The following is a 22,415-nucleotide window of genomic DNA, read 5'->3' as shown; positions in this document are numbered from 1 at the left end:
ATGCGCCTCATCATCACGGACCCGCGAACGGTCGCGCTCGTGGACGAACTCACCGAGCGCACCGGCGCCTCCCCGACTCGCGCGATCGAGGACGCCGTGCGCCAGCGGCTCGCGCGCCTCGACTCCGAGGCGGGGCATCGCGAAACGGCAGCCCGCCTGGCACGTGCACGTCAGGTACTCGCCGAGCTCGACGCGCAGCTCACCGATGACGACCGCAAGGCGATCCGCGCTGCGGAACACGATCTGTACGACGATGCGGGTCTCCCGCGGTGATCGTCGACATCCGCATCGCCCACACCTAGCGACCACGCCATTGCCTGCCCCTCCCCGCCCCGCTAGGGTCGACGGGAATCCGCGCGTCCGACCACCGGGGGGGAGCTGCCGTGCGGCACCTTTTCGCCGTCGCCGCCGCCGTACTCGGCCTCGCGCTCGCCGTGGGCCCCGCCGCCGCGATCGCCGCCCCCACCGGGACGCCCAGCTCGATCGACGAGGTGATCGCCGCCGAGCTGCCCGCCTCGGGAGCCCCGGGCCTCGCGTATGCCGTGGTGACGGACGGCCAGGTCACGGAAGAGTCCGGAACCGGGGTCACCCGCAAGGGCAGCGAGACGCCCGTCACGGAGCACACGCCGTTCCTGATCGGCTCGATCTCCAAGAGCTTCACCGCGCTGGCCGTCATGCAGCTTGTCGAGGCCGGAGACGTCGACCTCGACGGCGCCCTCGCGCAGTACCTCGACGAGTTCGCGGGACAGCCCGCCGCCGATGTGACCGTCCGCGAGTTGCTGAGCCACACGAGCGGCTTCTCGACCCTCCAGGGCAACACGCGCCGCAGCGACCCCACCGGCGCCGAGGACGACCTCGCGCAGGCCGTCGCCGCGCTGACCTCCGAGGCCCCGGCATACGAGCCCGGCACCCGGTGGGAGTACTCGAACACCAACTACCAGATCCTCGGACGCCTGATCGAGGCGGTCGCCGACACCACCTTCCAGGAGTACGTCGACGCGCAGATCCTCGAGCCCGTGGGCATGGCCGACAGCTTCGTGGCGGACGGAGAGGTCCACCCCGAGATCGCCACCGGCCACACGCCGTGGTTCTGGACCAAGCGCTCCATCGGCGAGAACTCCACCGACCGCGTCACGGCACCTCAGGGCGGCATCGTCGCGAGTGCCCACGACCTCGCCCTCTACCTGGCGATGATGATGAACGGCGAGGACGACATCCTCAGCGCCGACGGCAAGGCCCAGATGATGCGCCCCGCGAGCCCCACCTCGCCCTATTACGGGCTTGGTTGGTACGTCGACCCGGGTCAGGGCACCGTCGGGCACACGGGCTCCACCCCCGGCGTCGAGACGCAGGCCACCATGATCCCTGCCGGGGACGATGCGGTGGTGGTGCTGGTGAATGCCGGCAGCGGGGTGGGTTTCGGAGAGACCACGCAGCTGCGCTACGCGATCACCGCGACTGCCCTGGACCTCGACTACGCGGGCGAGGGTTCACGCTGGGCTCAGAAGGCGCTGTTCTTGGGCCTTGCCCTCGCGCCGCTGATCTACCTCGCGAGCATGGCGTGGGCATGGTTCAGACGCGACGCGGTCCGCAAGAAGAGGTCGAACGTCGCCGGGCTATTCAGCCTGTGGTTCCCGCTTCTCACCACGGCAGTCGCCGCATGGGTGGTGATCCGGCTCATCCCCGACCTCATGGGCGCGCCACTGGCGACGCTGCGGGTCTTCCAGCCCGACATGGCGCTCGTGATGGTGGCGACCGGGGTCGGTGGGATCGTCTGGGCGGCGTTCAGGCTCGTGATCGCGTACACGGGTAGGGACGCGCAAACCTGATGCTCGTGCGTAGCGCTACTCCTCGATGAGGTCCTCGCCGCTGCGCTGGCGCGCAACCACACCGTCGCGCATCGCCTGCAGTTGCTCGGGCGCATGCCCGATCCAGTCGAGCAGCTCGCCCACCACCCGCACAGGCTCGAGCGTCCGGAACGAGCGCGTGGGGTTCCCGGGGAACCGTTTGTCGGTCACGTTGGGATCGTCCTCGAGGGCCCCGAGCGGCTCGACAATGTAGATCCGGCCGCGCCCGGTGCCGACAGCGAGCTCGGCGCCCCAGGTCGCGGCGTCGAGCGTCTGGGTCACGTACACATGCCGCAGGGGCGCACCGGGACGGAAGTTGGATTCGAAGCCGGGCGTCAGGACCTCGCCCTCAGACAGCGCCGCCTTGGTCCCGTGCAGGTACGCCGTACCATCACCGAAGACCTCGAAGGGCACCGGCGGCTGAGGGCCGCTCACGTGCGCGCCGCGCTCAGTCGCACCCGCAGGACCCGGACGGCGTCCGCGCCTGCCAGCACACCTCGCAGACCCCGTAGGACTTCTCCTGGGGCCCCGCCGCCTGGGCGGCGGGCTTCTTCGCGGCCGCACGCGCGGCCCCGGTACGCGTGATCGGATGGTCGACGGCCCAGTTGACCATGCCGTTGCCATGGGTCTTGTCGCGGACGCGGTCGGGCAGGTCGGACGCCGCCACGGCCTCCACCTTCGACCCGAACCACTCCGTCGACCGCTTGCCCACATGCAGCGGGTGCAGGCCGTCCTCACGGAACGCCTTGATGTAGCTGGACTTGACCTCGCAGCCGACCACGCCTGCGCGAAGAGCGATCTGCCGTACCAGCGGTCGCGCCTCCTCAGAGAGCTTGAACTGCTCCATCGCGGTCTCGAGGGGGATGAGAGGGGCTTCGTTCACACTCCAGAATCGCACGCCCGCGCCGGGACCGCTGACCGGAACCTCTAGTCGAGGTCCCCGAGATCGATCGACAGGTCCACCTCGGCGGGCGCGGACAGCCCCGGCGGGGGCGCCGGTCGGGCGGGCCGTGCGACCACGTGCGGTACCTCCTCGACCAGCCGCTCGGGAAGCGTGTTGAAGAAGTACGCATCCTCGACGAAGCCCGCGGCCGCTCCCCCGGAGCCCACCCACGCCCGCACGGGCGTGTGCGCGACCGTGCGGGTCATCACCAGCCGGTCCCGTGCCCGCGTGAGCGCGACGTAAAGCACGCGACGCTCCTCCTCGAGCTCGTCGACGTCGCCGAGCGACCGCGCCGAGGGGTACGAGCCCGCCGAGATGCCCGCACAGAACGCCCAGTCGCGCTCGAGCCCCTTGGCCGAGTGCACGGTCGAGACGATGACGTGGTCCTGCTGCGACTCAGGCTCGAGCTCGGAGGTGAACACCGGCGCGAGGATGTACTCCTCGAGGAACTCGAGGATGTTCGCGCGCGACGCCGCGAGCCGCTCGACGTGCACCAGGTCCCGCGCCCGCGCGTCCCAGTTCTCGTTGCGGTACTTGTGGGCGAGCACCGGCTGCAGCATCGCCGCGGCCCGGCCCACCGCATCGTCCACGCGCGCGGCCGCCTCCTCGATCGCGTCGAGGCCGGCCTTGAGCCACGAGGGCATCCCCGCGAGCGCGAGCCCGCGCGCCTCGCGCGCCGAGGCGCCGTCGCCGCGCGCCGTCAGGAACGAGTCGAAGGCCCGCGCGGCGGTGACGTCGCCCACGCGGGGCACCAGGGTCAGCAGGCGCATCCACGCGACCTCGTCGTCGGGGTTGGCGACCACGCGCAGCGCCGACAGCACGTCGCGCACATGCGCGCTCTCGAGCAGCTTCACTCCCCCGAAGAACACGTAGGGGATGTCGTTCTCCACCAGCCGCGCCTCGATCGCGCGCCCCGACCAGTTGGTGCGCACCAGCACCAGGTGGGTGGCCCACGGGAGCTCGTCACGGTGAGCACGCATCATCTCCGCGGCGATGAACCCGGCCTCGTCCTGCGGCGTCTCGAACGAGTGCAGCTCCGGCTTGGCACCCTTGCCCCGGACGGCACGAAGCTTCTTGTCGTATCCGAGCGGGGATTCCGCGAGCAGCCAGTTCGACAGGTCGAGGATCTCCTGCGTGGACCGGTAGTTGTCCTCGAGCTTGAGCACGCGCGCGCCCGGCACGCGGTCCGAGAAGGAGTGGATGGACGCGAAGTCCGCCCCGCGGAAGCCGTAGATCGACTGGGCGTCGTCGCCCACGCAGTAGAACCGCGTGTGCGGCACCAGCGGGTCGATGATCTGCCACTGGAGCGGGTTCGTGTCCTGCATTTCGTCGATGAGGATCTCGTCGTAGTGCGATCCCACCCACGCCGCCACCGCATCGTCCGCGAGCCTCGCGGCGAACACCCTCAGGATGTCGTCGTAGGTGAGGTACTTGCGCTCGGTCTTGCGCTGCTCGTAGGCGCGCACCGCGGCGCCGATGGCCTTCGGGTCGACATCGAGGTCCGGCAGCTTGGCCTGGATGGCCGCCGCGAGCGTGCGCCGGGTGTTGTGCGCGAAGGACAGCAGGTCCACGATCTGCGCGGCCTTGAGCCCCTCGACCCGCTTCCCGCGCCCGAGCACGCCGCGCATCACCTGCAGCTGGTCCTCGGCGTCGAGCACGCTCCAGCCCTCGTAGCCGAACACGTCCGGCGCCCCGCGCACCTCGCGCATGGCCCAGCCGTGGAAGGTCATGGCGGCCACGGAGGACGATGCTCCGGCCAGGTCCCCCTGGACGCGCGAGCGGATCTCCGCCGCGGCGCGCCGCGTGAACGTGATCGCGAGGATCCGCTCGGGCGGCACGCCCTGCCGCAGCAGGTGTCGGATGCGCGCGACGATCGTGGTGGTCTTGCCCGTCCCCGCACCCGCGAGGATGAGGTTGTGGCTCGCGCCGGTCAGCACCGCCTCGCGCTGCGCGGGGTTCAGATGCCCCAGGACCCCGTCGACACCCGCCTCAGCCATGGGCACGAGTCTAGGAGCGCGCACCGACACCGCGGACGATGCGCGGCTACCTGACCGACACGCCCACCTGACGCGCGACCGTGTCGACGTTGTGCGCGAGGCGGTACCAGCCCACCGCGAGGAACACGTAGCCCACCAGGCTCGCGATCCCGCCGAGCAGGACCGCCACCCCGTACCCGGCCATGTCGGGATCGGAGTACGGCGTCGGGTTGGCGAGCTCGTCGTAGATCCCGTTGACCGCCACGCCCGCGACCACCGAGCCGACGATCGCCAGGATGATGCCGGGCACGATGGGCCGCGCGGCGGACGAGACCGCGCCCTGAGCGAGTGGACGGCGCCCCGGGGCGCCCGCCTCTCCCCCACGGGGGCGCTGCACGGCCACTCCTGTCATCACGTGCGCGATCGCGAAGCCTCCGATGAGAGCCAGCACCAGGCCCACGATGCCCACAAGCGCCGCCACGGTCGCGGTGGTGTCGGACCAGCCGTACGCCTCGCTCGTCCCGCCCGCGTAGACCCACGCTCCGAACGCATCGGCCAGCGGGCGGATCACGCCCGCGAGGAGCATGAGCGTGATGCCGGTGACGCCGAGCATCACCGCGTTGCGTGCGAGCGCGCCCAGGTGCGCCTGGCCACCGCGCGCCTGCGCGTCCTCGATCACCGACCACGTGCGACGCGAGTCGATCCGGCCCGCGAGGCGCAGCGCGCCGATCGCGAAGACCACGAGGCCCACCAGCCCGATCCAGAACAGCGCCTGGAAGTACTCGGTCGCATCACCCGCGTCCGCGAACCCGCCCACGATGCGCAAGCCCAGGGACCACACGCCGATCACCCCCACGGCGACGGCGCCGCCCAGCAGCGCCGTTCGAGCGAGCCCCGCGTCGGTCGCGCCCGTCTGGCGCGGTCCCGGCTGCACCGTGCGGGCGGACGGCGAGGCAGGCGCAGGCGCCTGCGGTGCGGGAGGTGCAGCCGGCATCGTCCCGCCCTGAGCACCCGGGGACGATGCGGGGGCCGGGGGCGGCCCGGCCGGACCGTCGTGCGGCGGCTTGAACGCGGGTTCCCAGTACTGCGAGCTCATGACATCCCCCTCAGATGCGCCGTGTCGTCGCGCGTCCATGCGCGGCGTGTGGCCCGACCCTAGCGGAGCCTTCAGCCCGCTCGAAGCAGGCACGACGCGGGCGCGTCAGCACCGCTCGCGCCCGGGCTTTGCCAAGCCATGGGAATAGCCGGATCCCTGCTTGGGTTGTGACACCCCGTGATAGAGACCGTCCCCCGACCCCGCCCGAGCCTCGACAACTACGCGGACCTGCTCGCCCTCGCGGGCATCGTCCGCGACACCGCGGTGTGCTCGGCATGCGGTCCCGACAGCGCTCCGCTGCGCCCCGAGGCCCTGTGGCTCGGCCACGATGCGGCGAGCGACGAGTTCAGCGGCGCCTCGCTGCTGTGCATCCGCCACGCCGCCGACTGGTCCGGTCACGGTCACGTGGCCCTCGCGTCCTGAGCGGCGCGCCTGAGCGCGCCACGCCGCGGGCTGCCCCTGCCCTCGCGTGCCACGGGCACCGCGACCTACCCTGAGGGCGAGCACCCCTCGGCTCGGCGGCACGACCTGTGGAGCGTCCATGACCGACGTCCGCGACCTCATCGACTTCGACACCCCGCATAACTACGCGGACCTCCTCGCGCGCGCCGGCACCGATCGCGCACACGCCCACTGCACGCTGTGCGGCCTGGAGTCCGATCCCCTCCCGCCCGCTCGCCTCACCCTCATCAAGTACCGGCAGGTGGGCAGCGCCAAGGGCTCGAGCCGCCTCTACTGCGAGGACCACCTCGCGGGCCTGGGAGCCGATACGAAGCCGGCCAAGCGCGCCGGACGCCGCGCGGTCGAGGCACCCGAGCAGAAGATCTGCCCCACGTGCTTCATGCAGATGCCGCTCACCGGGGCGTGCCAGAACTGCGAGTAGCGCCGCCGCCCCCGACACCCAGGGGCGGGACCAACGCCCCTGATGCCACGCCGACGCTGTGGCTAACTTCAAAGGGAAAGGGACGAATCAACGAACCGGGGGGCTCGTATGACCGACACGATCGCGCACCTCAGCCTCGACAACTATGCGGACGTGCTCGCGCTCGCGGACATCGTCCGCGCGACCGCGCACTGCAGCGCGTGCGGCCCCGACTCGCACCCCGTGCGCACGGACGCCCTGTGGGTGCTGCACGACCGCACCGACACCTCGCTCCGGTCCCCCGAGCTCTTGTGCGCACACCACGCCGCGGAATGGCAGCGCTCCGGCTGGCACCCCGCCGGGAGCTGACGAAGCGCGGCGCGCGCCCGGATCACGCCCGGCGCAGCAGCACGATGCCGCGGTAGCCCTCCGGCCCCCACCGCACCATGCGGTCGAGGTCGCTCGCGGCCACGGGCATGTCATGGGTGTCGACCCACGACTCCCCCGCAGCGTCCTCCACCCACGGGTCCTCGAGCACGAACATCCCGTCGCGGGCCGCGTGCGCGACGATCCAATGCGCACCCGTCACGCCGTGCATCGGCTCCTCGTCGACCAGCAGCAGCGCGACCCAGCCGTCGTTGAGCCGCGCCTCGAGCTCGGCCATCGACAGGCGCTCGCGGGCGACCGGCACCCCGAGCAGCGCGGCCCGCCGCGCGGAATGCTCCTGGAGCTCCGCGCGGTAGTCGTGCTCGAAGCCCTCGTAGTCCTCGAGCAGCACCGGCGCCTCGTGGTCGAGCGCCACGGCGACCGGGGCGCCGCCGCCCACGGGGACGGCGATCTCCTCCCGCAGCCGCACCGCCAACCCGACCGGCTCGCACGCCGGGTGGTTGGTGGCCTCGCGCCAGAAGCCGATCTCGCGGTCGCGGTCGTCCGCCGCGGCACCCGCGAACCCGGACACCCCCGCCGCCTCGACCGCCATGAGGCCCGCGACGGCGCCGCATGTGTACAGCGTGGTCTGTGCGTAGTAGCCGAGCTCCGCGTGCGGCACCTCGACCAGCCAGCGCACATGCCCCGCGAAGCGCTCGGTCCCCTTCGCGCCCCACGGCGTCCGCATCGGCACGAACCCCCGCGCCACCGCGAGGTCCGGGAGCGTGGCGCCCGGAGCGACCTCCCACTTCACGGCGGCGTCGCCGGCCGCCGCCCGCGCCTCGAGGAGCGCGTCCACCAAGGACGCGGCGCCCGCGAGGCCGGCGTCCGAGTCCTCCCACCACAGGTCGACCACCTTGACCGCCGCCGTCGCGGGACGGCCGCTCGTCAGCAGCGCGGCGATCGGCTTGCCTCCCTCGCCACGGCGCACGGCCAGCGCCGGACGGTAGGGAGAGCGCGGCAGGCTCCACCATGCGGCCCGCTCGGGGCCGAGTGCGGCGGCGAGCTCCTCGCCCCACTCCTCGAAGACGCGAGGGGTGACCCCCGCCGGAGGCGTCCCGAATCCCGACACGTCAGTCCTTCCCTTCGACCGGCACGGCGTTCTCCCGCGTCGCGGCCGCGACCAGCAGCCGCGTGTACTCGTGGGCGGGCTGCTCGAGCACCTCGTGGCACGGCCCGGACTCGACCACGCGGCCGTCCCACATCACCGTCACGGAGTCGGCGATCATCCGCACCACCGCGAGGTCGTGCGAGATGAACAGGATCGCGATCCCGATCTCCTCGCGCAGCCGCGCGAGCAGCGCGAGGATGTCCGCCTGCACGGACACGTCGAGCGCGGAGACCGACTCGTCGCAGATGAGCAGCCGCGGCTCCGGCGCCAGGGCGCGCGCGATCGCGACGCGCTGACGCTGCCCGCCGGACAGCTCGGCGGGACGCTTGCGCGCGAACTCCGCGGGCAGCCCGACCATCTCGAGCAGGCCGGGCACCTCGGACGATGCCCTCCCGGCCACCCCGAGCGCCTCGCTGAGGATCGCGCCGATGCTCATCATCGGGTTGAGCGACGAGTACGGGTCCTGGAAGACGATCTGCATCTGGTCGGGCGTGCGCGAGCCTCGCCCTGGTGCGAGCGCCGAGCCCGCGAGGACGATGCTGCCCGCGTCCTCGCGCTCGAGGCCGGCGATGCAGCGGGCCAGGGTGGACTTCCCGGACCCGGACTCGCCCACAATGCCCACGATGGCGCCCGGCGCGACGGCGAGGTCCACCTGGTCGAGCACGGTCCGCACGCCGAAGGCCTTGGTCACGCCCTCGCACACCAGCAACGGCTCGACCTCGGACGGGGCGGCCTCCTCGGCGGCGATGCGCGCGCCCGAGCGTGCCGCGACCACGGGGTCGGCCTCGATGAGCGCCCGCGTGTACGGATGCTCGGGAGCCGCGAGCACCGCCGCGGTCGCGCCGCGCTCGACCACCTGGCCGCCGCGCATCACGAGCACCTGGTCGGTGCGGCCTCGCACCACGCCCAGGTCGTGCGAGATGAGGATGACGGACAGCCGCCGCTCGAGCTGGATGCGTCGCAGCAGGTCGAGGATCTCGGCCTGATTCGAGGCATCGAGGGCGGTGGTCGGCTCGTCCGCGATGAGCAGCTGCGGATCGGAGGCCAGCGCCGCAGCGATCGCCACCCTCTGCCGCATGCCGCCCGAGAGCTCGTGCGGGAAGGCGTCCGCGACGCGCGCCGGCAGGTTGACCTCGGCGAGCCGCTCCTCGACCGCGGCCCGACGCGCACCCCGCGGGAGCCGGTGCCCCTGCGCCGCCTCGACGGTCCACGCGATCTGGTCGCCGCACCGGTGCACCGGCGTGAGCGACGTGAAGGGATCCTGGAGCAGCAGCGACACGGAGCGCCCCCGCGCGCGACGCCACGCCGCATCGTCCCCCGGCCGCTCGACCGGGAGCGCCTGCCCCGCGACGGTGACGGACCCGGTCGCGCGGAAGCCGCGCGGCAGCAGTCCCACGATGGACTTGGCGGTGAGCGTCTTGCCCGAGCCGGACTCGCCGATCAACGCGAGCGTCGCTCCGGGCGCGATCTCGGCGGAGACGGGCTCGACCATCGTCCCGGCGGGGCCGATGACCGTGAGGCCCTCCAACAGGACCGTCATCGGACCTCCTCCCCCACCTGGGAAAGGCGCTGCCCGATCCAGTCGCCCACGAGGTTCACGCACACCGCGACCACCACGATGAGCAGCGCGGGCAGGAACACGGCGGCCGGGTTCTGGAACATGATCGCGCGGCCGTCCGTGAGCTGGCGGCCCCAGTCGGCGGTGCCCGGCGCGACGCCCACGCCCAGGAAGGACAGCGAGGAGAACGCGACGAGCGCGAAGGCGACGTTGAGCATCATGTTCGTCACCACGAGCGACGTGACGTTGGGCAGGATGTGCCGGAACATCACGCGCCAGCGCGACAGGGACAGCATCTGGGCCGCCTCGATGTAGGGCCGCGCGGACTGCTCGAGCACCCCCGCGCGGACGATGCGGATGTCGGAGGGCGAGAACAGCACCACCAGCAGCGCGACGGTCACCCAGTAGCCACCACCCATGACGCCCGACACGACGATCGCCGCGAGCAGCACGGGCACCGCGAGCAGCAGGTCGGTCCAGCGGCCGATGAGCGTGTCGAGCCAGCCCTTCTCGTAGCCCGCGAGGGTGCCGAGGATCACGCCCAGCAGCATGGAGCCGATCGCGACCACCACGGGACCGACCAGGGCCGATGCGGTGCCCGCGACGGCCATCTGGAGCACGTCGCGTCCCAGCTCGTCGGTGCCGAAGGGATGCGCGGGGCTCCCGGGCGGGAGCGTCGAGGACAGCACGTCCTGACGCATCGCCTCGTCAAAGAGGAGGTTGCCGAAGGCTGCGGCGAGCACCACGAGCGCCAGGACGCCCAGGGCGATCGCGACGCCGACGGGCACGCGGCGGCGCCGGCGCGTGGCGGGCGCGGCACCGATGATGCGGATGTCGCTCATGCGCGCGCCCCCAAGGTGCGGCTCACGCGCGGGTCGAGCAGCAGGTACGCGAGGTCCGCGAGCAGCGCGATCACCGCGATGACCACGGCGACCAGCAGCGTGAGCGACTGCACCACCGCGATGTCCTTGAACAGCACCGAGTCCTGAAGCAGCGTGCCGATGCCCGGCAGCGCGTACGTGGTCTCGGCGAGCACGGTCCCGCCCACCAGGAAGGTCAGCACCAGGGAGGCGCCGGTGACGATGGGGATCGCGGCGTTGCGCAGCGCGATGCGGCGGACCATGCGCTCCCCCAGGCCGCGCGAGCGCGCGAAGGTCACGTAGTCGGACTCGAGCTCACGCAGCATCGCGGTGCGGGTGAGCTTGACGATGATCGCGCCCAGCCCGAGCGCGAGCGTGACCGCGGGCAGCACCAGGTGGCGAAGCGTGTCGAGCCCGCCGTCGCCGCCGCCGTACACCGGGAAGATCGGCACGTAGTAGGCGAACAGGTAGAGCAGCACGAGCCCGATCGCGAACGTCGGCGCGCTGAGACCCAGGATCGAGAGCGCGTTGCCCGCGCGGTCGACCCATCCGCCGGCCTTGACCGCCGAGCGCACGCCCAGCGGCACCGCGACGATCACCGAGACGAGGAAGGCCAGCCCGCACAGCGCCGCGGTGATCGCGATCCGGTCGCCGATCGCCTGTGCGACCGGGACCTGCAGCCGGATCGACTCCCCGAAATCGCCGGTGACGAACCCCTTGAGCCACGTGAGGTACTGGACCACCACGGGGTCGTCCAGGCGGTACTGCTCGCGCACCGCGGCGACCACGTCTGGGTTCGCGGGCCGGTTGCCCAGCAGGTTCTTCACGATGTCGCCCGGGGCCAGGTACATCATCGCGAACACGATGATCGACAGGACGAACAGCACCCCGAGCACGCCGAGCACGCGCGCCGCGAGCATGCGGCCCAGAGGCCGCAGCCGCGACGCGCGTGCGCGGGTGTCAGCGGTCGACACGAAGGGTCAGCCCGCCCGGTACAGCTGGGCCGGCCACGTCGAGACGAACGTGAACGGGCTGTAGTCCTCGAGGCCCAGATCGTTCGCGAACGCCGTCGCGGACTGGCCCCACCACAGCGGCACGTTGATGACGTCCTCCGCCTGGAGCGTCTCCGCCTCAACCAGCAGGTCGATGCGCGCGGCCTTGTCCTTCTCCGCGCCGATCTCGGTCAGCAGGTCGAGGACCTCCTGGTTGTCGTACTGCGCGGGGTTGTCGAGGCCGATGAGGTACGACGGGATCTCGGCCGGGTCGGCGAGCGTCGAGAAGTACCACATGTAGTTGATGCCGTACTCGGAGGACGGGTCGAGGCTCGCGAGCCACTCCTCGATGGGCACCTCGCGCACGTTGAGCGTGATGCCGACCTCCGCGAGGTCCTGCGCGAGCGCCTGCGCCGCGGTGCCGAGCTGGGGGCCGGTGTTCGGGGTCAGCAGCTCCGCCTCGAAGCCGTCGGGCACGGACGATGCGGCGAGCGCGGCCTTCGCGGCCTCGAGGTCGTAGTCCCACTGCGGGATGCCCGCGAGGATCTCGCGCGCCTCGTCGGGGCTGTAGACCGCGCCGAGCGACTCGGGCGTCATGATCGCGGTCGCGGCCTCGCCGTGACCCTTGAGCAGCGTCGAGACGTACGCGTCGCGGTTGACCGAGTGGGCGATCGCCTCGCGCACCTTCGCGTCGTCGAACGGCGCGACACCGGTGTTGAAGTACAGGCCCACGTACGAGAGGTCGTTGACGTACTCGACGCGCATGTCGGACAGCGACTCCCACTGCTCGGCCTGCGCGAACGGGACGTTGAACGCGATGTCGACGTCGCCCGACTGCGCGGCGAGGAGGCGGGTCGACTCGTCGGAGACGAAGTCGATGCGGATCTCCTTGACCGTGGGCTGGTCGCCCCACCACGTGTCGACGCGCTCGAACGTCACGTGCGAGTCGGGCACGAACTCGGTGACCTGGTACGGGCCGGTGCCCAGCAGGAGCGACTCGGAGGTGCCCACGTCGCCGCCGTGCTCCTCCCAGAACGCCTTCGACGTGATGAATGCCGCGCCCGCGGTGCTCATGTTGCCGGCGAACGCAGCGTCGGGCTGCGCGAGCGTGATGGTCACCTCGGAGTCGCCCGTCGCCTCGACCGTGTCGATGTTGGTCATGTAGTACGCGAGGCCCGGCGAGGCCGTCTCGTCACGCGCCATGTCGAGCGAGAACACCACGTCCTCGGCGGTCACCGGGGTGCCGTCCTGGAACATCGCGTCCTCGCGCAGCTCGTAGACGTACGTGACGTCGTCGGTCTGCTCCCAGCTCTCGGCGAGCGCGGGCTGGAGGGCGCCGGTCGAGTCGACCGCGACCAGGCCCTCCTGCGCGACCGAGGCGACGTAGTAGTTGAGGATGCCGGACTCCGAGCCCACGTAGAGGCTCGAGAGCGACCCCGGCAGCGCGACGGTGATCGAGTCGATCTCCTCGCCGGTGTCGACGCCGACGGCGACGGGCGCGCTGGACGTGGGCTCCGGGTCGGACGATGCGGTGCATCCGGCCAGTGCCAACGCTCCCGCGGCGGTGACCGCCGCCGTGCGGGCGACGGTGCCTGACGTGAGTGCCATGGTGGTGATCTCCTCTGCCTGGTTAGGGAGCGTGCCGACGCCGCCCAGGGGCGTGAAGCGGGCCCGGTGGGCGGCGCTGCGACGGCGGGCGTCGAGGATGGCCTCGACGCCGACGGGTGAGGGGCGATGCGCGGCGAGCACGCGCAGCGCGGAGGCGACGCCGTCGATGCGGGCGGCCTCGGGAAGGATGGCGGCGATCGTGCGGCGACGCAGCGCGGGCGCGAGACCGAGCGCGCGCACCGAGCCCGGCAGGTCGACGCCCTGCAGCGCCGACTCCACCACGAACGCCACCCCGAGGCCCTGCGCCGCGAGCGCGACGGCCGCATCGGCCCTGCCGACCGCGATGTCTCGCGCCCCCGCCCGGCGTCCGATGCGCGCGGCCACGGCGTCCGAGCACGTGCCGGGGCCGCCGATCCACGCGAGCTCGGCGAGCGATGCGGGCGCCACGCGACCCTCGGGTGCGGCGACGTCGGAGCCGGTGAGAGCGACGACGTCCTCCGCGAACAGGAACGACGTGCGGAGCGCCGCGGGCCGCGCGCCGGTACGGGTGTCGAGCGGCATGGGCGCGACGGCGACATCGGCGCGCCCGCCCCTCACCATGTCGAGCGCCGACTCGGCGTCGGGCGCCTCGAGCACCACGATGTCCAGATGCGGCTGGAGCGTGGCGAGCCGCCCCGCCGCGGGCGCGAGGACGGACCCGACCTGGTCGGGGACCGCCACCAGGCGGACCTGCCCGCCGCGGCGGCCGAGCGCGTGCGCGAGGTCGGCGGCGGCCGCGGTGAGGCTCGCGTCGATGCGCGGTGCGTGACGCGCGAGGAGAGCCCCCACGGGGGTGAGGCGCGCCGCGCGCGCCGTCCTGGCCACGAGCGCGGCGCCGAGCCGTTCTTCGAGCCGCTGCACGTGCTGCGTGATGGTCGGCTGGCTGTACCCGAGCGAGCGCGCCGCGGCGGAGATGGAGCCGTGCTCGTCGATGGCGACCAGGATGCGCAGCGAATGGAGGTCGATCGCCCGTGTCAGGGCGTCGATCTCGGTGCTGCGCGCTCCGTCCATAGGCAGACGCTATCGATGACGCGTCCTCCATGGGTTTCGGTGATGTTTCATTTCGGTAAGGCTTCGTGACCTGACACCATGGGCGCATGACCGACGCCGCATGGATCGCCACCCACGACGCGGCGGCCTTCGGGCCTCACGGCCTCGCCTCGCTCGCGACGACCTTCTGGCTCTCCCCCGCTCCCACGGAGTGTCCGGCGGTCCCCGGCGAGTGGCGCGCCCACGACGGCGTCGCGGTGGGGCTGATCGACGGCGAGGAGGTGCGCCTGGCGCCCGGGACGGAGCACTCGCACGGCCCCGTGGTGCTGCGGGCGTTCGCGCGCGAGGGCGCGCTCGCGGTCCGCCTGCTCGACCCGTCCCGCGCCGCCCGCGCGGGGCTCGGCGCGATCGAGCGCTTCGCGTGGGATCCCGGCGCGCGCATCGTGGGGCGCTTCACGGCCGTGCCGTCCGCACCCACGCCGACGCTCGCGGTGGACGGCCACCGCTCGACCACGATCTACGACGGAGTGGTCGCGTTCGAGGTCGCCGGCGCGGCTCTCGAGCTGCTGGTCCACCGCGACGGCGACGAGCTCTTCGGCGCGTTCTCGGACGCGACCGCGGAGACCGAGCCCTACAACTTCCGCATGATCCGCCTCGACGGGCCTCGCGCGGACGGCTCCGTCACGGTCGACCTCAACCGCGCCTACCTCCCGCCGAGCAGGTTCTCCCCGCACTTCGTGTGCGTGACGCCGCCTCCCGGCAACCGCTGGCCGGTGGCCGTGCGCGCGGGCGAGCGCCGCATCGTGCCGCGGGACGCGGACTCGCTCTAGAACAGGTGCGGCGGGTCCGTCTGGGGCGAGCCGGCGCCCTGCACGGGGCCCACCTTCTCGAGGTAGCAGCGCCCGCACAGGGACTCGTAGTCGGCCTGCTGGCCGTCGATCGCGACCTGGTCGCCGTGGCGCACGAAGACGCCGTCGACGATGCGCGCGTTGAAGATCGCCTTCGACCCGCAGCGGCAGATGGTCTTGAGCTCCTCGATCGAGTGCGCGATCTCGAGCAGGCGCAGCGAGCCCGGGAAGGAGCGCGTCATGAAGTCCCCGCGCAGCCCGTAGCAGAGCACCGGGACGCCATGGCGGACGGCGACCTCGAAGGCCTCGTCCACCTGGGCGGGCGTGAGGAACTGGGCCTCGTCGATGAAGACCGCGTCGACCTGGTCGAGCGGGCGGTTCGCCTCGAGCGCCGCGATGAGCGATACATCGGACTCCAGCACCACGTCGACCTTGCGGTCCACCCCGATACGGGACGAGACCGACGCACCGGCCTTGGTGTCGACTCCGGGCTTCACCAGGACGGGGTGCTGATCGCGCTCCTCGTAGTTGTAGGCGGCCGTGAGGAGCAGCGCGGTCTTGGACGAGTTCATCGCCCCGTACCGGAAGTACAGCTTCGCCATTCGCATCCATCCCTTGGGCCGGTCCGACTACCGGAGAACGATAGCGCCGCGCGCGCCACGGTCGAGGCCAAGGGACCAAGGACCCTCTCGCGCCGGCCCGGGTCCGCTACGGTGTCGGGTGCCCGCTGACAACGACGTACAGGACTGGGAACCACGAATGATCGACGACCGCGCTGACCACGCCGGCCTCACCCTCGACAACTACGCCGACCTGCTCGCGCTCGCGGGCGTGGAGCGGGCGACCGCTCAGTGCTCGTACTGCCCGCCCGGCACGGAGGCTGTGCCCGCGAACGCGCTCTACCTGCTCCACGACCGCTCGGGCGACACCGAGAACGTGGGCCTCATGTGCCCCGAGCACGCCGGCGAGTGGTGCAGCACCGGGGTGATCGGCGTCGGCGCGCCGCTCACCGCCCCGCGTCCCTGAGCACGGATGGCATCGACCTGACCGCGCATCGGCGCATGCCTTCCTGATCCACCTCGGCACGAACCTCGGACGGCGTGTCGGCGCAGCATGATGGGGTTCGTGTCGTGCTCCTCGCACCTTTCCTGCACGAGCGCGCGGGGTCTTCCCGACCACGGACCCGACCCTTCGCGCAGGAAAGGTGCGAGCACCGCACACCACACCTCACCTCCGCACGGCCGCCCTTCATGCAGGAAAGGTGCGAGCACCCGGGCACCGGCACCCCGACGTAGCCTGGCCGCATGGCCGCATCCCCGGACTCGCCCGGCCCTTCCACCCCCGGACCCGCGTCGGCGACAAGCACCCAGGTCATGGTGCTCTGGATCGCGATCCTCGGCAGCTTCGTCGCGTTCCTCGACGGCAGCATCGTCACGGTGGCGCTGCCGGCGATCGAGCGGGACCTCGGCGGCGGCGTCGCGCTCCAGCAGTGGGTGGTGGACGCGTACCTCATCACGCTGGGCGCCCTGATCCTGGTCGCGGGCAGCCTGTCGGATCTCTTCGGCCGGTTGCGCGTGCTCACCATCGGGCTCGTCGGCTTCGGGGCGACCTCGCTCGCGATCGCGCTCGCGCCCACGGGGACCTTCCTCATCGGGGCGCGGCTGCTCCAGGGCGTCGCCGGAGCCCTCCTGGTGCCCAGCAGCCTCGCGCTCATCATGAGCACGTTCCGCGGCCCCGCGCAGGCGAAGGCGATCGGCACGTGGACCGGCGCGACCACGGGCGCGTTCGTCGCAGGCCCCGTCCTGGGCGGGCTGCTCACCGACTACGCCTCGTGGCGCTGGGCGTTCGCGATCAACGTCGTGCCGATCGCCGCGACCCTCGTGCTCATCGCGCGCCTGGATATCCACGACGTGCGGCGCGAGAGCGCGAAGGTCGACTACGCAGGGGCGCTGCTCTGCGCGGTCGGCCTGGGCGCGGCCGTCTACGCGCTCGTGGAGCAGCCGCACCTCGGATGGTCCGATGCACGCATCGTCGCCGCGGGGCTCGGCGGGCTCGTCGCCCTCGCCGCGTTCGTCCTGCGGCAGGCGCGGATCCCCGATCCGATGCTCCCCCTCGGCCTGTTCCGTGCGCGCAACTTCGCGTGGGGCAACCTGACCACGTGGTTCGCGTACGGTGCGCTCGCGCTCAACGGCTTCATCGTGAGCGTGTACCTGCAGCAGGGCGCCGGGCTGTCCGCCACCGCGGCAGGACTTTCCGAGCTGCCCATCACCGTGCTGATGATCCTGTTCAGCTCTCGCGTGGGGGCGCTCGGCGCCAGGTTCGGCCCCCGCATCTTCATGACGGTGGGCCCGGTGATCATGGGCATCGGCTCGTTCATGCTCGTCGCCATCTCGGCCGAGTTCGACTACTGGACGCAGGCCCTTCCGGGCATCGTCGTGTTCGGCGTGGGGCTCACCCTCATGGTCGCGCCGCTGACCTCGGCGATCCTGGGCGCGATCGACTCCGAGCGCTCGGGAATCGCGAGCGCGGTCAACAACGCGGTCGCGCGCATCGCGGGGCTCGTCGCGGTGGCGCTCATCGGCACCATCGTGGGCGGCACGCTCGACCTGGACGGCTTCCACCGCGCCACCGTGGTGACCGGGGCGTTCATGCTGGTCGCCGGGGCGATCTCATGGGCGGGCATCAGGAACGACGCGTTCGCCCGGGACCACGGCGCGTCCGCCTGAGCCCTCGCTACAGGTCGCGGACGGCCCGCTCCACCAGGTACTGCTGGTTCATGACGATCGCCTGCATCGTCGGCACGAAGATGCACGTCACCGCGATGATCGGCACGAACGTGCCCATGCTCTCGGGCAGCAACGGGATGAGCAGCGAGATCGCGAACCACACGGCCCCGGAGATGTAGTACTTCCGCTTCTGGGTCTTGACCCCGGCCCAGAGGTATCCCGCCCAGCACAGGATCCCGAAGGTCAGCAGCGGCACCAGCACCCACCACGACCGCTTGAGACGCCATCCGCGCTGGCCGAGCCGGCGCTGCGCGTACTCGGGAACCGTGTCGTTCATGCGTCCTCCGTGAGGTCGAACGTCCAGACGTTGAGGGTCATGGGCACGCCGCGGTAGTCGTCCTCGAGCGTGCCACGGTGCTCGAAGCCCACCGTGCGGCACAACGCGTTCGACGCCGCGTTGTCGACGTTCGGGCACGCCATCAGCAGCGGCGGGAGCCCGCGAGCCGCGGCGCTCGCGCGGGCCTCGTCGATCAGCAGCCGCACCCCTGCGGTCGCCGCTCCGCGCCGTTGGTGCTCCGGGACCACCATCCACCCCGTCTCGAGGCACGGCTCGCCGTCCCAATCGGACTCCCACCAGCCCACCGAGCCCACCGCGACCGGCGCATCGTCCCTGCGGATCGTGAACATGTGGGGGCGGCCGGAGTCCCAGCCGCGGATGTACTGCTCGTGACGGCGGCGGATGCGCGCGTCCGTCTCGGGACCGGCGAGGTGCTCCATCATCTCCGGCACGTTCGCCGCGACGAGCACGGGCAGGTCCGCATCGGTCCAGCGGCGCAGCACGTAGCCCACTAGAGCCCCTTCTCCTCGTCGGTGAGCAGCCCCGCCCAGCCCTCGTAGTCGCCGCCATGCTTCTCGGCGATCCGCTCGCAGAGGTCGATGGTGTCGCGCAGGAAGTCCGGCACGAGCGGGGTGCGGTAGGCGCGCACGAACAGCATCCACTCAGGGATGTCATGGCTCGGCTCGACCAGCTCGTGGCTCACCCTCAGCGCGCGCAGCTCGTCCGCGGCCCCGCGCACGCGCGGCTCCGACGTGAAGGAGAGGAAGAACTCCGACTCGCGCGGGGCGGCGAGGTCCGCGCCGCGGGCGGCCATCGCCTCGAGCTGCTCGGCGTCGTCGCTCCAGAGGTCGTACGGACCCACGCGCTTGCGCCCGCCGAACACCTTAGTGAGGAATCCCATGAGGACAACGCTAGCCGCGCGGGGTCCCGGCCAGCGACGTCAGGACGACGCGGACCTGCGCAGGAACTCGGTGAAGCCGAGCGACGCGTAGAGCGCCTTCGCGGCGTCGTTGTCGTCGTAGACCGTGAGCGCGACCTCGCGCTCCCCCACCGCCTTGAGCGCGCGCGCCGTCGCGGCGAGCATGCCGGCCGCCACGCCCTGGCGCCGATGATCGGGCAGCACGATGCAGTCGAGGATGTACGGGCAGTCGGGCAGATCGTCCTTGATGACGCAGCGGAAGACCGTGGTGACGAAGCCCGCGATGTACTCGTCGCCGGTCAGCGCGACCGGCGAGGCCACGGGCATGAACTCGCCCGCCTCGTTGCGGAAGACGGACTGCGTCAGCTCGACGACCCCGTCCCACGTGTCGAACGGCGTGCGCCGCGGATAGCACTCCCAGGCCGCCGCTGCGATCCACGGGATGTCCTCGGGCACCATCGCCCGCACGTGCGGCCAGGGCTGTGCGGCTTGCAGGATCGCGTCCACCGGGGCGACCATGACGATGCGCTCCACAGAAGGCGTCAGCGCTCTCTCAGGCATAAGGGGACCGTATCACCCGACCCCTTGACATATACCCCCAGGGGTATGCATACTTGTGTGCGAAGCGACCGGGCACCCCCCTCGCCCGGTCGCGAACATCCTCAGACTCAAGGAGAAACCCGTATGTGCTCTCGAATCACCTGCAACCAGTGCGGCAAGGCGACGTGGACCGGCTGCGGCCAGCACATCGACCAGGCCCTCGCGGGCGTGCCGCAGGACAAGCGCTGCACCTGCGACCAGGGCGGTGGCTCGGGCAGCTCGTTCGGCTCGATGTTCTCCAACATCTTCTCGCGCTGACGCGCACATGACGCGGCCCTCGTGGCCGCGCCCTCCGGGGAGAGGCCCCGTCGGTGTCCCATGCGGACGCCGGCGGGGCCATCGTCGTGCCGCGCGCTCCCCGCGATCCCCCGGCAGGCTCTCAGCCGACTCCCAGCCACCGTTGGTGAGATCGAGCCATGACGAACCGGACATTCACCACCGACCTCCACGAGCTGCTCGAGGCGAGCGACGACGCCGCCTTCGCCTCCCGGCTCCCCCGCGCCCTCGATGTCGACGCCTTCGCGACGTACCTGGCCTTCCAGGAGATCGTCGACAGCTACGACGCGGTCGCGCACCCGGGCGACCACGCCTACGTCTGCTACGACACCGCGACCGGATCGCTTGCCGTGGTGGACTGGGCGCTCGACGTGAGCGTGGGCACGCGCCACGGCCTCGGTGACGCCGCCGCCGCGCGGCTGCTGGCCGAGCGGTTCCTCACGCAGCCGGGTTTCGCCGCGCTCGTGGACGCGGAGCTCGAGCGCCTCACGGACGCGCTCATCGCGTCCGGCGCCGCCGACACGGACGCCCGAGTCGCTGCCGGGGCGCTGCGGCGTCACACGGCGCGCCTGCGCGCCGCCGAGCTGCCCGAGCCGATGCGCGAGCCGCACCCCGCCTGATCCGCGCCTGCGCCTACCTGCGCACAACGCGTGCGGATCGTGTCGCCGCTGACACGCCCCTAGCCGCAACGCGTGCGAATCGTGCGGACCTCGCCCGGCGCCTCGACACGATCCGCACCCGCTGACCAGCCGTGCGGTGCGTAGACGACACGATCCGCACCAGTTCCGGCCAACGCCGTCCGACCGGCCCCGCCCGAGTCGCCGCGCAGCCCCCTGCTAGGTTCGATTCAACCGTCAGGAAGGCTCCACCCTCCATGAGCGAGAATCTCGCACCGGCCATCACGCTGCCCGAGTACGGCGTCCACTCGGAGGTCGGGAAGCTGCAGAAGGTGCTCGTGTGCGCGCCGGGCCTCGCGCACCATCGGCTGACCCCCTCGAACTGCCAGGACCTGCTGTTCGACGACGTCATGTGGGTCGAGAACGCCGAGCGCGACCACGCCGCGTTCGTCCAGCTCATGCGCGACCGCGACGTCGACGTCATGGAGCTCCACACGCTGCTCGCGGAGACCCTCGCCCTCCCCGAGGCACGCGCATGGCTCCTCGACCGCAAGGTCACCCCGGACGAGGTCGGCCTCGGCCTCGCGACCGACATCCGCGCGTACCTCGACAGCCTCGGCTCGATGGATCTGGCGCGGCACATCATCGGCGGGCTCTCGACGCTCGACCTCCCGCGCGACTTCTCCCCGCCCGGCATCCAGCTGGTGCGCGAGGAGTCCGGCATGCGCGACTACCTGCTGCCGCCCCTGCCCAACACGCTCTTCACGCGCGACACCACCTCGTGGATCTACGGCGGCGTGACGCTCAACCCGTTGTACTGGTCCGCACGCCACGCCGAGACGCTCGTGATGAAGGCCGTCTACACGTTCCACCCGGACTTCCGCGACGCGGTGAACGTGTGGTGGGGAGACCCCGAGCTGCCGAACGGGCTCGCGACGCTCGAGGGCGGCGACGTCATGCCCGTCGGCAACGGCACGGTGCTGGTGGGCATGTCCGAGCGGTCGAGCCGGCAGGCGATCACGCAGCTCGCGATGGAGCTGTTCCTGGGCGAGGGCGCTCAGCAGGTGATCGTCGCGAAGATGCCGCGACTTCGTTCCGCGATGCACCTCGACACGGTCTTCACGCTGGCGGATCGCGACATCTGCACGGTCTTCCCCGGCATCATCGACGAGATCGAGACGTATGTGATCCGCGAGGCGCCCGCGCCGACGATGCTCGACGTGCGCCGCGATGAGCGCCCGTTCGTCGACGTGGTCGGCGAGGCGCTCGGCGTGGACCTGCGCGTCATCGCGACGGGCGGCGACCGCTACGCATCCGAGCGTCAGCAGTGGGACTCGGGCAACAACCTGCTCGCGCTCGAGCCGGGCGTGGTGGTGGCCTACGACCGCAACACCCACACGAACGAGGAGCTGCGCGCCGCGGGCGTCGAGGTCCTCGAGATCGTCGGCGCCGAGCTCGGCCGTGGCCGCGGCGGCGCCCACTGCATGACCCAGCCGCTGTTGCGCGACGCCTGAACCTATTACGCAACACTCATGTTGCGTTTTGCGCGTCACGCCCGCTAGGGTGCGGGTAAGGCAAGCCTCACCTGCCGTTCCCACGCGCCCTCGGCGCCCTGTTCTCACCTGGAGTCCACGTGCTCTCACGCGTCGCTGACGCGCGCCTTCGCGCGCCCGGAATCATCGCCGGTGCGCTCCTCGCGCTGCTCTTCTCATCCGTGCTCATCGCCCTGCCCGCCTACGCCGCAGCGGTCGAGCCCGTCGTCACCGTCACCCCGACCGAGGACG

At 71.7% G+C, this 22,415-nt stretch carries 25 protein-coding genes; 11 read left to right on the top strand and 14 right to left on the bottom strand.

Annotated features, from left to right (window positions below):
- Both AOM06_RS00120 and AOM06_RS00115 read left to right on the top strand, forming a co-directional pair.
- Nucleotides 1-273, top strand: a complete 273-nt coding sequence (locus AOM06_RS00120) for a type II toxin-antitoxin system VapB family antitoxin (RefSeq protein WP_062301054.1) — start codon at nucleotides 1-3, stop codon at nucleotides 271-273.
- Nucleotides 274-383: 110 nt separating this feature from the next.
- The gene (locus tag AOM06_RS00115) at nucleotides 384-1,829 is read left to right on the top strand and encodes a serine hydrolase domain-containing protein (protein ID WP_082105148.1); all 1,446 of its coding nucleotides are present in this window, start codon (nucleotides 384-386) and stop codon (nucleotides 1,827-1,829) included.
- Between the two features lie 15 nt (nucleotides 1,830-1,844).
- Here AOM06_RS00115 and arr read toward each other — a convergent pair whose 3' ends face one another.
- The 4 genes from arr to AOM06_RS00095 are packed head-to-tail and all read right to left on the bottom strand — an operon-like array spanning nucleotide 1,845 to nucleotide 5,862.
- On the bottom strand, nucleotides 1,845-2,282 hold the full coding sequence (gene arr, locus AOM06_RS00110) for an NAD(+)--rifampin ADP-ribosyltransferase (protein ID WP_062301052.1): 438 nt from the start codon (nucleotides 2,280-2,282) through the stop codon (nucleotides 1,845-1,847).
- A 13-nt stretch (nucleotides 2,283-2,295) separates the two neighbouring features.
- Entirely contained in the window at nucleotides 2,296-2,730 is a 435-nt protein-coding gene (locus AOM06_RS15005) for a hypothetical protein (RefSeq protein WP_228372794.1), read from the bottom strand.
- A 44-nt stretch (nucleotides 2,731-2,774) separates the two neighbouring features.
- A complete protein-coding gene (locus AOM06_RS00100; protein WP_062301048.1) occupies nucleotides 2,775-4,787 on the bottom strand; it encodes an ATP-dependent helicase in 2,013 nt (670 codons plus the stop codon).
- A 46-nt stretch (nucleotides 4,788-4,833) separates the two neighbouring features.
- Nucleotides 4,834-5,862 (bottom strand): hypothetical protein, encoded by a 1,029-nt coding sequence (locus AOM06_RS00095; protein ID WP_156163509.1) that lies wholly within the window; start codon nucleotides 5,860-5,862, stop codon nucleotides 4,834-4,836.
- 177 nt (nucleotides 5,863-6,039) lie between these two features.
- Here AOM06_RS00095 and AOM06_RS00090 point away from each other — a divergent pair, with 177 nt between their 5' ends.
- From AOM06_RS00090 to AOM06_RS00080, 3 genes are all read left to right on the top strand, one after another.
- Nucleotides 6,040-6,285 (top strand): hypothetical protein, encoded by a 246-nt coding sequence (locus AOM06_RS00090; protein ID WP_062301043.1) that lies wholly within the window; start codon nucleotides 6,040-6,042, stop codon nucleotides 6,283-6,285.
- Between the two features lie 118 nt (nucleotides 6,286-6,403).
- A complete protein-coding gene (locus tag AOM06_RS00085) occupies nucleotides 6,404-6,745 on the top strand; it encodes a hypothetical protein (protein WP_062301040.1) in 342 nt (113 codons plus the stop codon).
- A 108-nt stretch (nucleotides 6,746-6,853) separates the two neighbouring features.
- Nucleotides 6,854-7,093, top strand: a complete 240-nt coding sequence (locus AOM06_RS00080; RefSeq protein ID WP_062301038.1) for a hypothetical protein — start codon at nucleotides 6,854-6,856, stop codon at nucleotides 7,091-7,093.
- Nucleotides 7,094-7,115: 22 nt separating this feature from the next.
- Here AOM06_RS00080 and AOM06_RS00075 read toward each other — a convergent pair whose 3' ends face one another.
- The 5 genes from AOM06_RS00075 to AOM06_RS00055 are packed head-to-tail and all read right to left on the bottom strand — an operon-like array spanning nucleotide 7,116 to nucleotide 14,329.
- Nucleotides 7,116-8,222, bottom strand: a complete 1,107-nt coding sequence (locus tag AOM06_RS00075) for a peptidase C39 family protein (protein ID WP_062301036.1) — start codon at nucleotides 8,220-8,222, stop codon at nucleotides 7,116-7,118.
- A 1-nt stretch (nucleotide 8,223) separates the two neighbouring features.
- Complete coding sequence (locus tag AOM06_RS00070) at nucleotides 8,224-9,801, bottom strand: ATP-binding cassette domain-containing protein (RefSeq protein WP_062301034.1); 1,578 nt, start codon at nucleotides 9,799-9,801, stop codon at nucleotides 8,224-8,226.
- Nucleotides 9,798-10,661, bottom strand: a complete 864-nt coding sequence (locus tag AOM06_RS00065; RefSeq protein ID WP_062301032.1) for an ABC transporter permease — start codon at nucleotides 10,659-10,661, stop codon at nucleotides 9,798-9,800. Before AOM06_RS00065 ends, AOM06_RS00070 begins: the two co-directional genes overlap by 4 nt.
- Entirely contained in the window at nucleotides 10,658-11,653 is a 996-nt protein-coding gene (locus AOM06_RS00060; RefSeq protein ID WP_228372793.1) for an ABC transporter permease, read from the bottom strand. Before AOM06_RS00060 ends, AOM06_RS00065 begins: the two co-directional genes overlap by 4 nt.
- 6 nt (nucleotides 11,654-11,659) lie before the next feature.
- Nucleotides 11,660-14,329, bottom strand: a complete 2,670-nt coding sequence (locus AOM06_RS00055) for an ABC transporter substrate-binding protein (RefSeq protein ID WP_062301030.1) — start codon at nucleotides 14,327-14,329, stop codon at nucleotides 11,660-11,662.
- 86 nt (nucleotides 14,330-14,415) lie between these two features.
- On the opposite strand from AOM06_RS00055, the gene AOM06_RS00050 reads away from it, so the two are divergent.
- Entirely contained in the window at nucleotides 14,416-15,138 is a 723-nt protein-coding gene (locus AOM06_RS00050) for a DUF1684 domain-containing protein (protein WP_062301028.1), read from the top strand.
- Here the strand turns inward: AOM06_RS00050 and AOM06_RS00045 are convergent.
- Entirely contained in the window at nucleotides 15,135-15,758 is a 624-nt protein-coding gene (locus tag AOM06_RS00045) for a thymidine kinase (protein WP_062301026.1), read from the bottom strand. The two genes, AOM06_RS00050 and AOM06_RS00045, sit on opposite strands and share 4 nt — an antisense overlap.
- A gap of 157 nt (nucleotides 15,759-15,915) precedes the next feature.
- On the opposite strand from AOM06_RS00045, the gene AOM06_RS00040 reads away from it, so the two are divergent.
- On the top strand, nucleotides 15,916-16,182 hold the full coding sequence (locus AOM06_RS00040; RefSeq protein WP_062301024.1) for a hypothetical protein: 267 nt from the start codon (nucleotides 15,916-15,918) through the stop codon (nucleotides 16,180-16,182).
- A 278-nt stretch (nucleotides 16,183-16,460) separates the two neighbouring features.
- Nucleotides 16,461-17,882, top strand: coding sequence for an MFS transporter (locus AOM06_RS00035; RefSeq protein ID WP_369401391.1), 1,422 nt, complete (start codon nucleotides 16,461-16,463; stop codon nucleotides 17,880-17,882).
- A gap of 7 nt (nucleotides 17,883-17,889) precedes the next feature.
- Here the strand turns inward: AOM06_RS00035 and AOM06_RS00030 are convergent, their stop codons facing one another.
- From AOM06_RS00030 to AOM06_RS00015, 4 genes are read right to left on the bottom strand one after another with little or no spacing between them, the layout of a single operon-like run.
- Nucleotides 17,890-18,219 carry a hypothetical protein gene (locus tag AOM06_RS00030; protein WP_062301021.1) on the bottom strand — a complete coding sequence of 110 codons (330 nt, stop codon included), beginning with the start codon at nucleotides 18,217-18,219 and terminating at the stop codon, nucleotides 17,890-17,892.
- Entirely contained in the window at nucleotides 18,216-18,731 is a 516-nt protein-coding gene (locus AOM06_RS00025; RefSeq protein WP_062301019.1) for a GNAT family N-acetyltransferase, read from the bottom strand. Before AOM06_RS00025 ends, AOM06_RS00030 begins: the two co-directional genes overlap by 4 nt.
- The gene (locus tag AOM06_RS00020; protein WP_062301017.1) at nucleotides 18,731-19,120 is read right to left on the bottom strand and encodes a ribonuclease E inhibitor RraB; all 390 of its coding nucleotides are present in this window, start codon (nucleotides 19,118-19,120) and stop codon (nucleotides 18,731-18,733) included. The genes AOM06_RS00025 and AOM06_RS00020 overlap by 1 nt, the downstream gene beginning before the upstream one ends.
- A 39-nt stretch (nucleotides 19,121-19,159) precedes the next feature.
- Nucleotides 19,160-19,699, bottom strand: coding sequence for a GNAT family N-acetyltransferase (locus AOM06_RS00015; RefSeq protein WP_082105139.1), 540 nt, complete (start codon nucleotides 19,697-19,699; stop codon nucleotides 19,160-19,162).
- Nucleotides 19,700-19,822: 123 nt separating this feature from the next.
- Here AOM06_RS00015 and AOM06_RS14885 point away from each other — a divergent pair, with 123 nt between their 5' ends.
- The 3 genes from AOM06_RS14885 to AOM06_RS00005 all read left to right on the top strand — a co-directional run bounded on the left by AOM06_RS14885 (nucleotide 19,823) and on the right by AOM06_RS00005 (nucleotide 22,145).
- Nucleotides 19,823-19,996: a DUF8730 family Cys-rich protein gene (locus AOM06_RS14885; RefSeq protein WP_169746812.1), complete on the top strand. Its 174-nt coding sequence runs from the start codon at nucleotides 19,823-19,825 to the stop codon at nucleotides 19,994-19,996.
- 158 nt (nucleotides 19,997-20,154) lie between these two features.
- A complete protein-coding gene (locus AOM06_RS00010; protein WP_062301013.1) occupies nucleotides 20,155-20,634 on the top strand; it encodes a CotH kinase family protein in 480 nt (159 codons plus the stop codon).
- A gap of 254 nt (nucleotides 20,635-20,888) precedes the next feature.
- Entirely contained in the window at nucleotides 20,889-22,145 is a 1,257-nt protein-coding gene (locus AOM06_RS00005; protein ID WP_062301012.1) for an arginine deiminase, read from the top strand.
- Nucleotides 22,146-22,415 lie beyond the last annotated feature (270 nt).

The sequence above is a fragment of the Demequina subtropica genome (assembly GCF_000971235.1).
Lineage (GTDB): Bacteria > Actinomycetota > Actinomycetes > Actinomycetales > Demequinaceae > Demequina > Demequina subtropica.
Note: the sequence above shows the minus strand (reverse complement) of the source record. Positions and strands in the feature narration are given on the sequence as shown.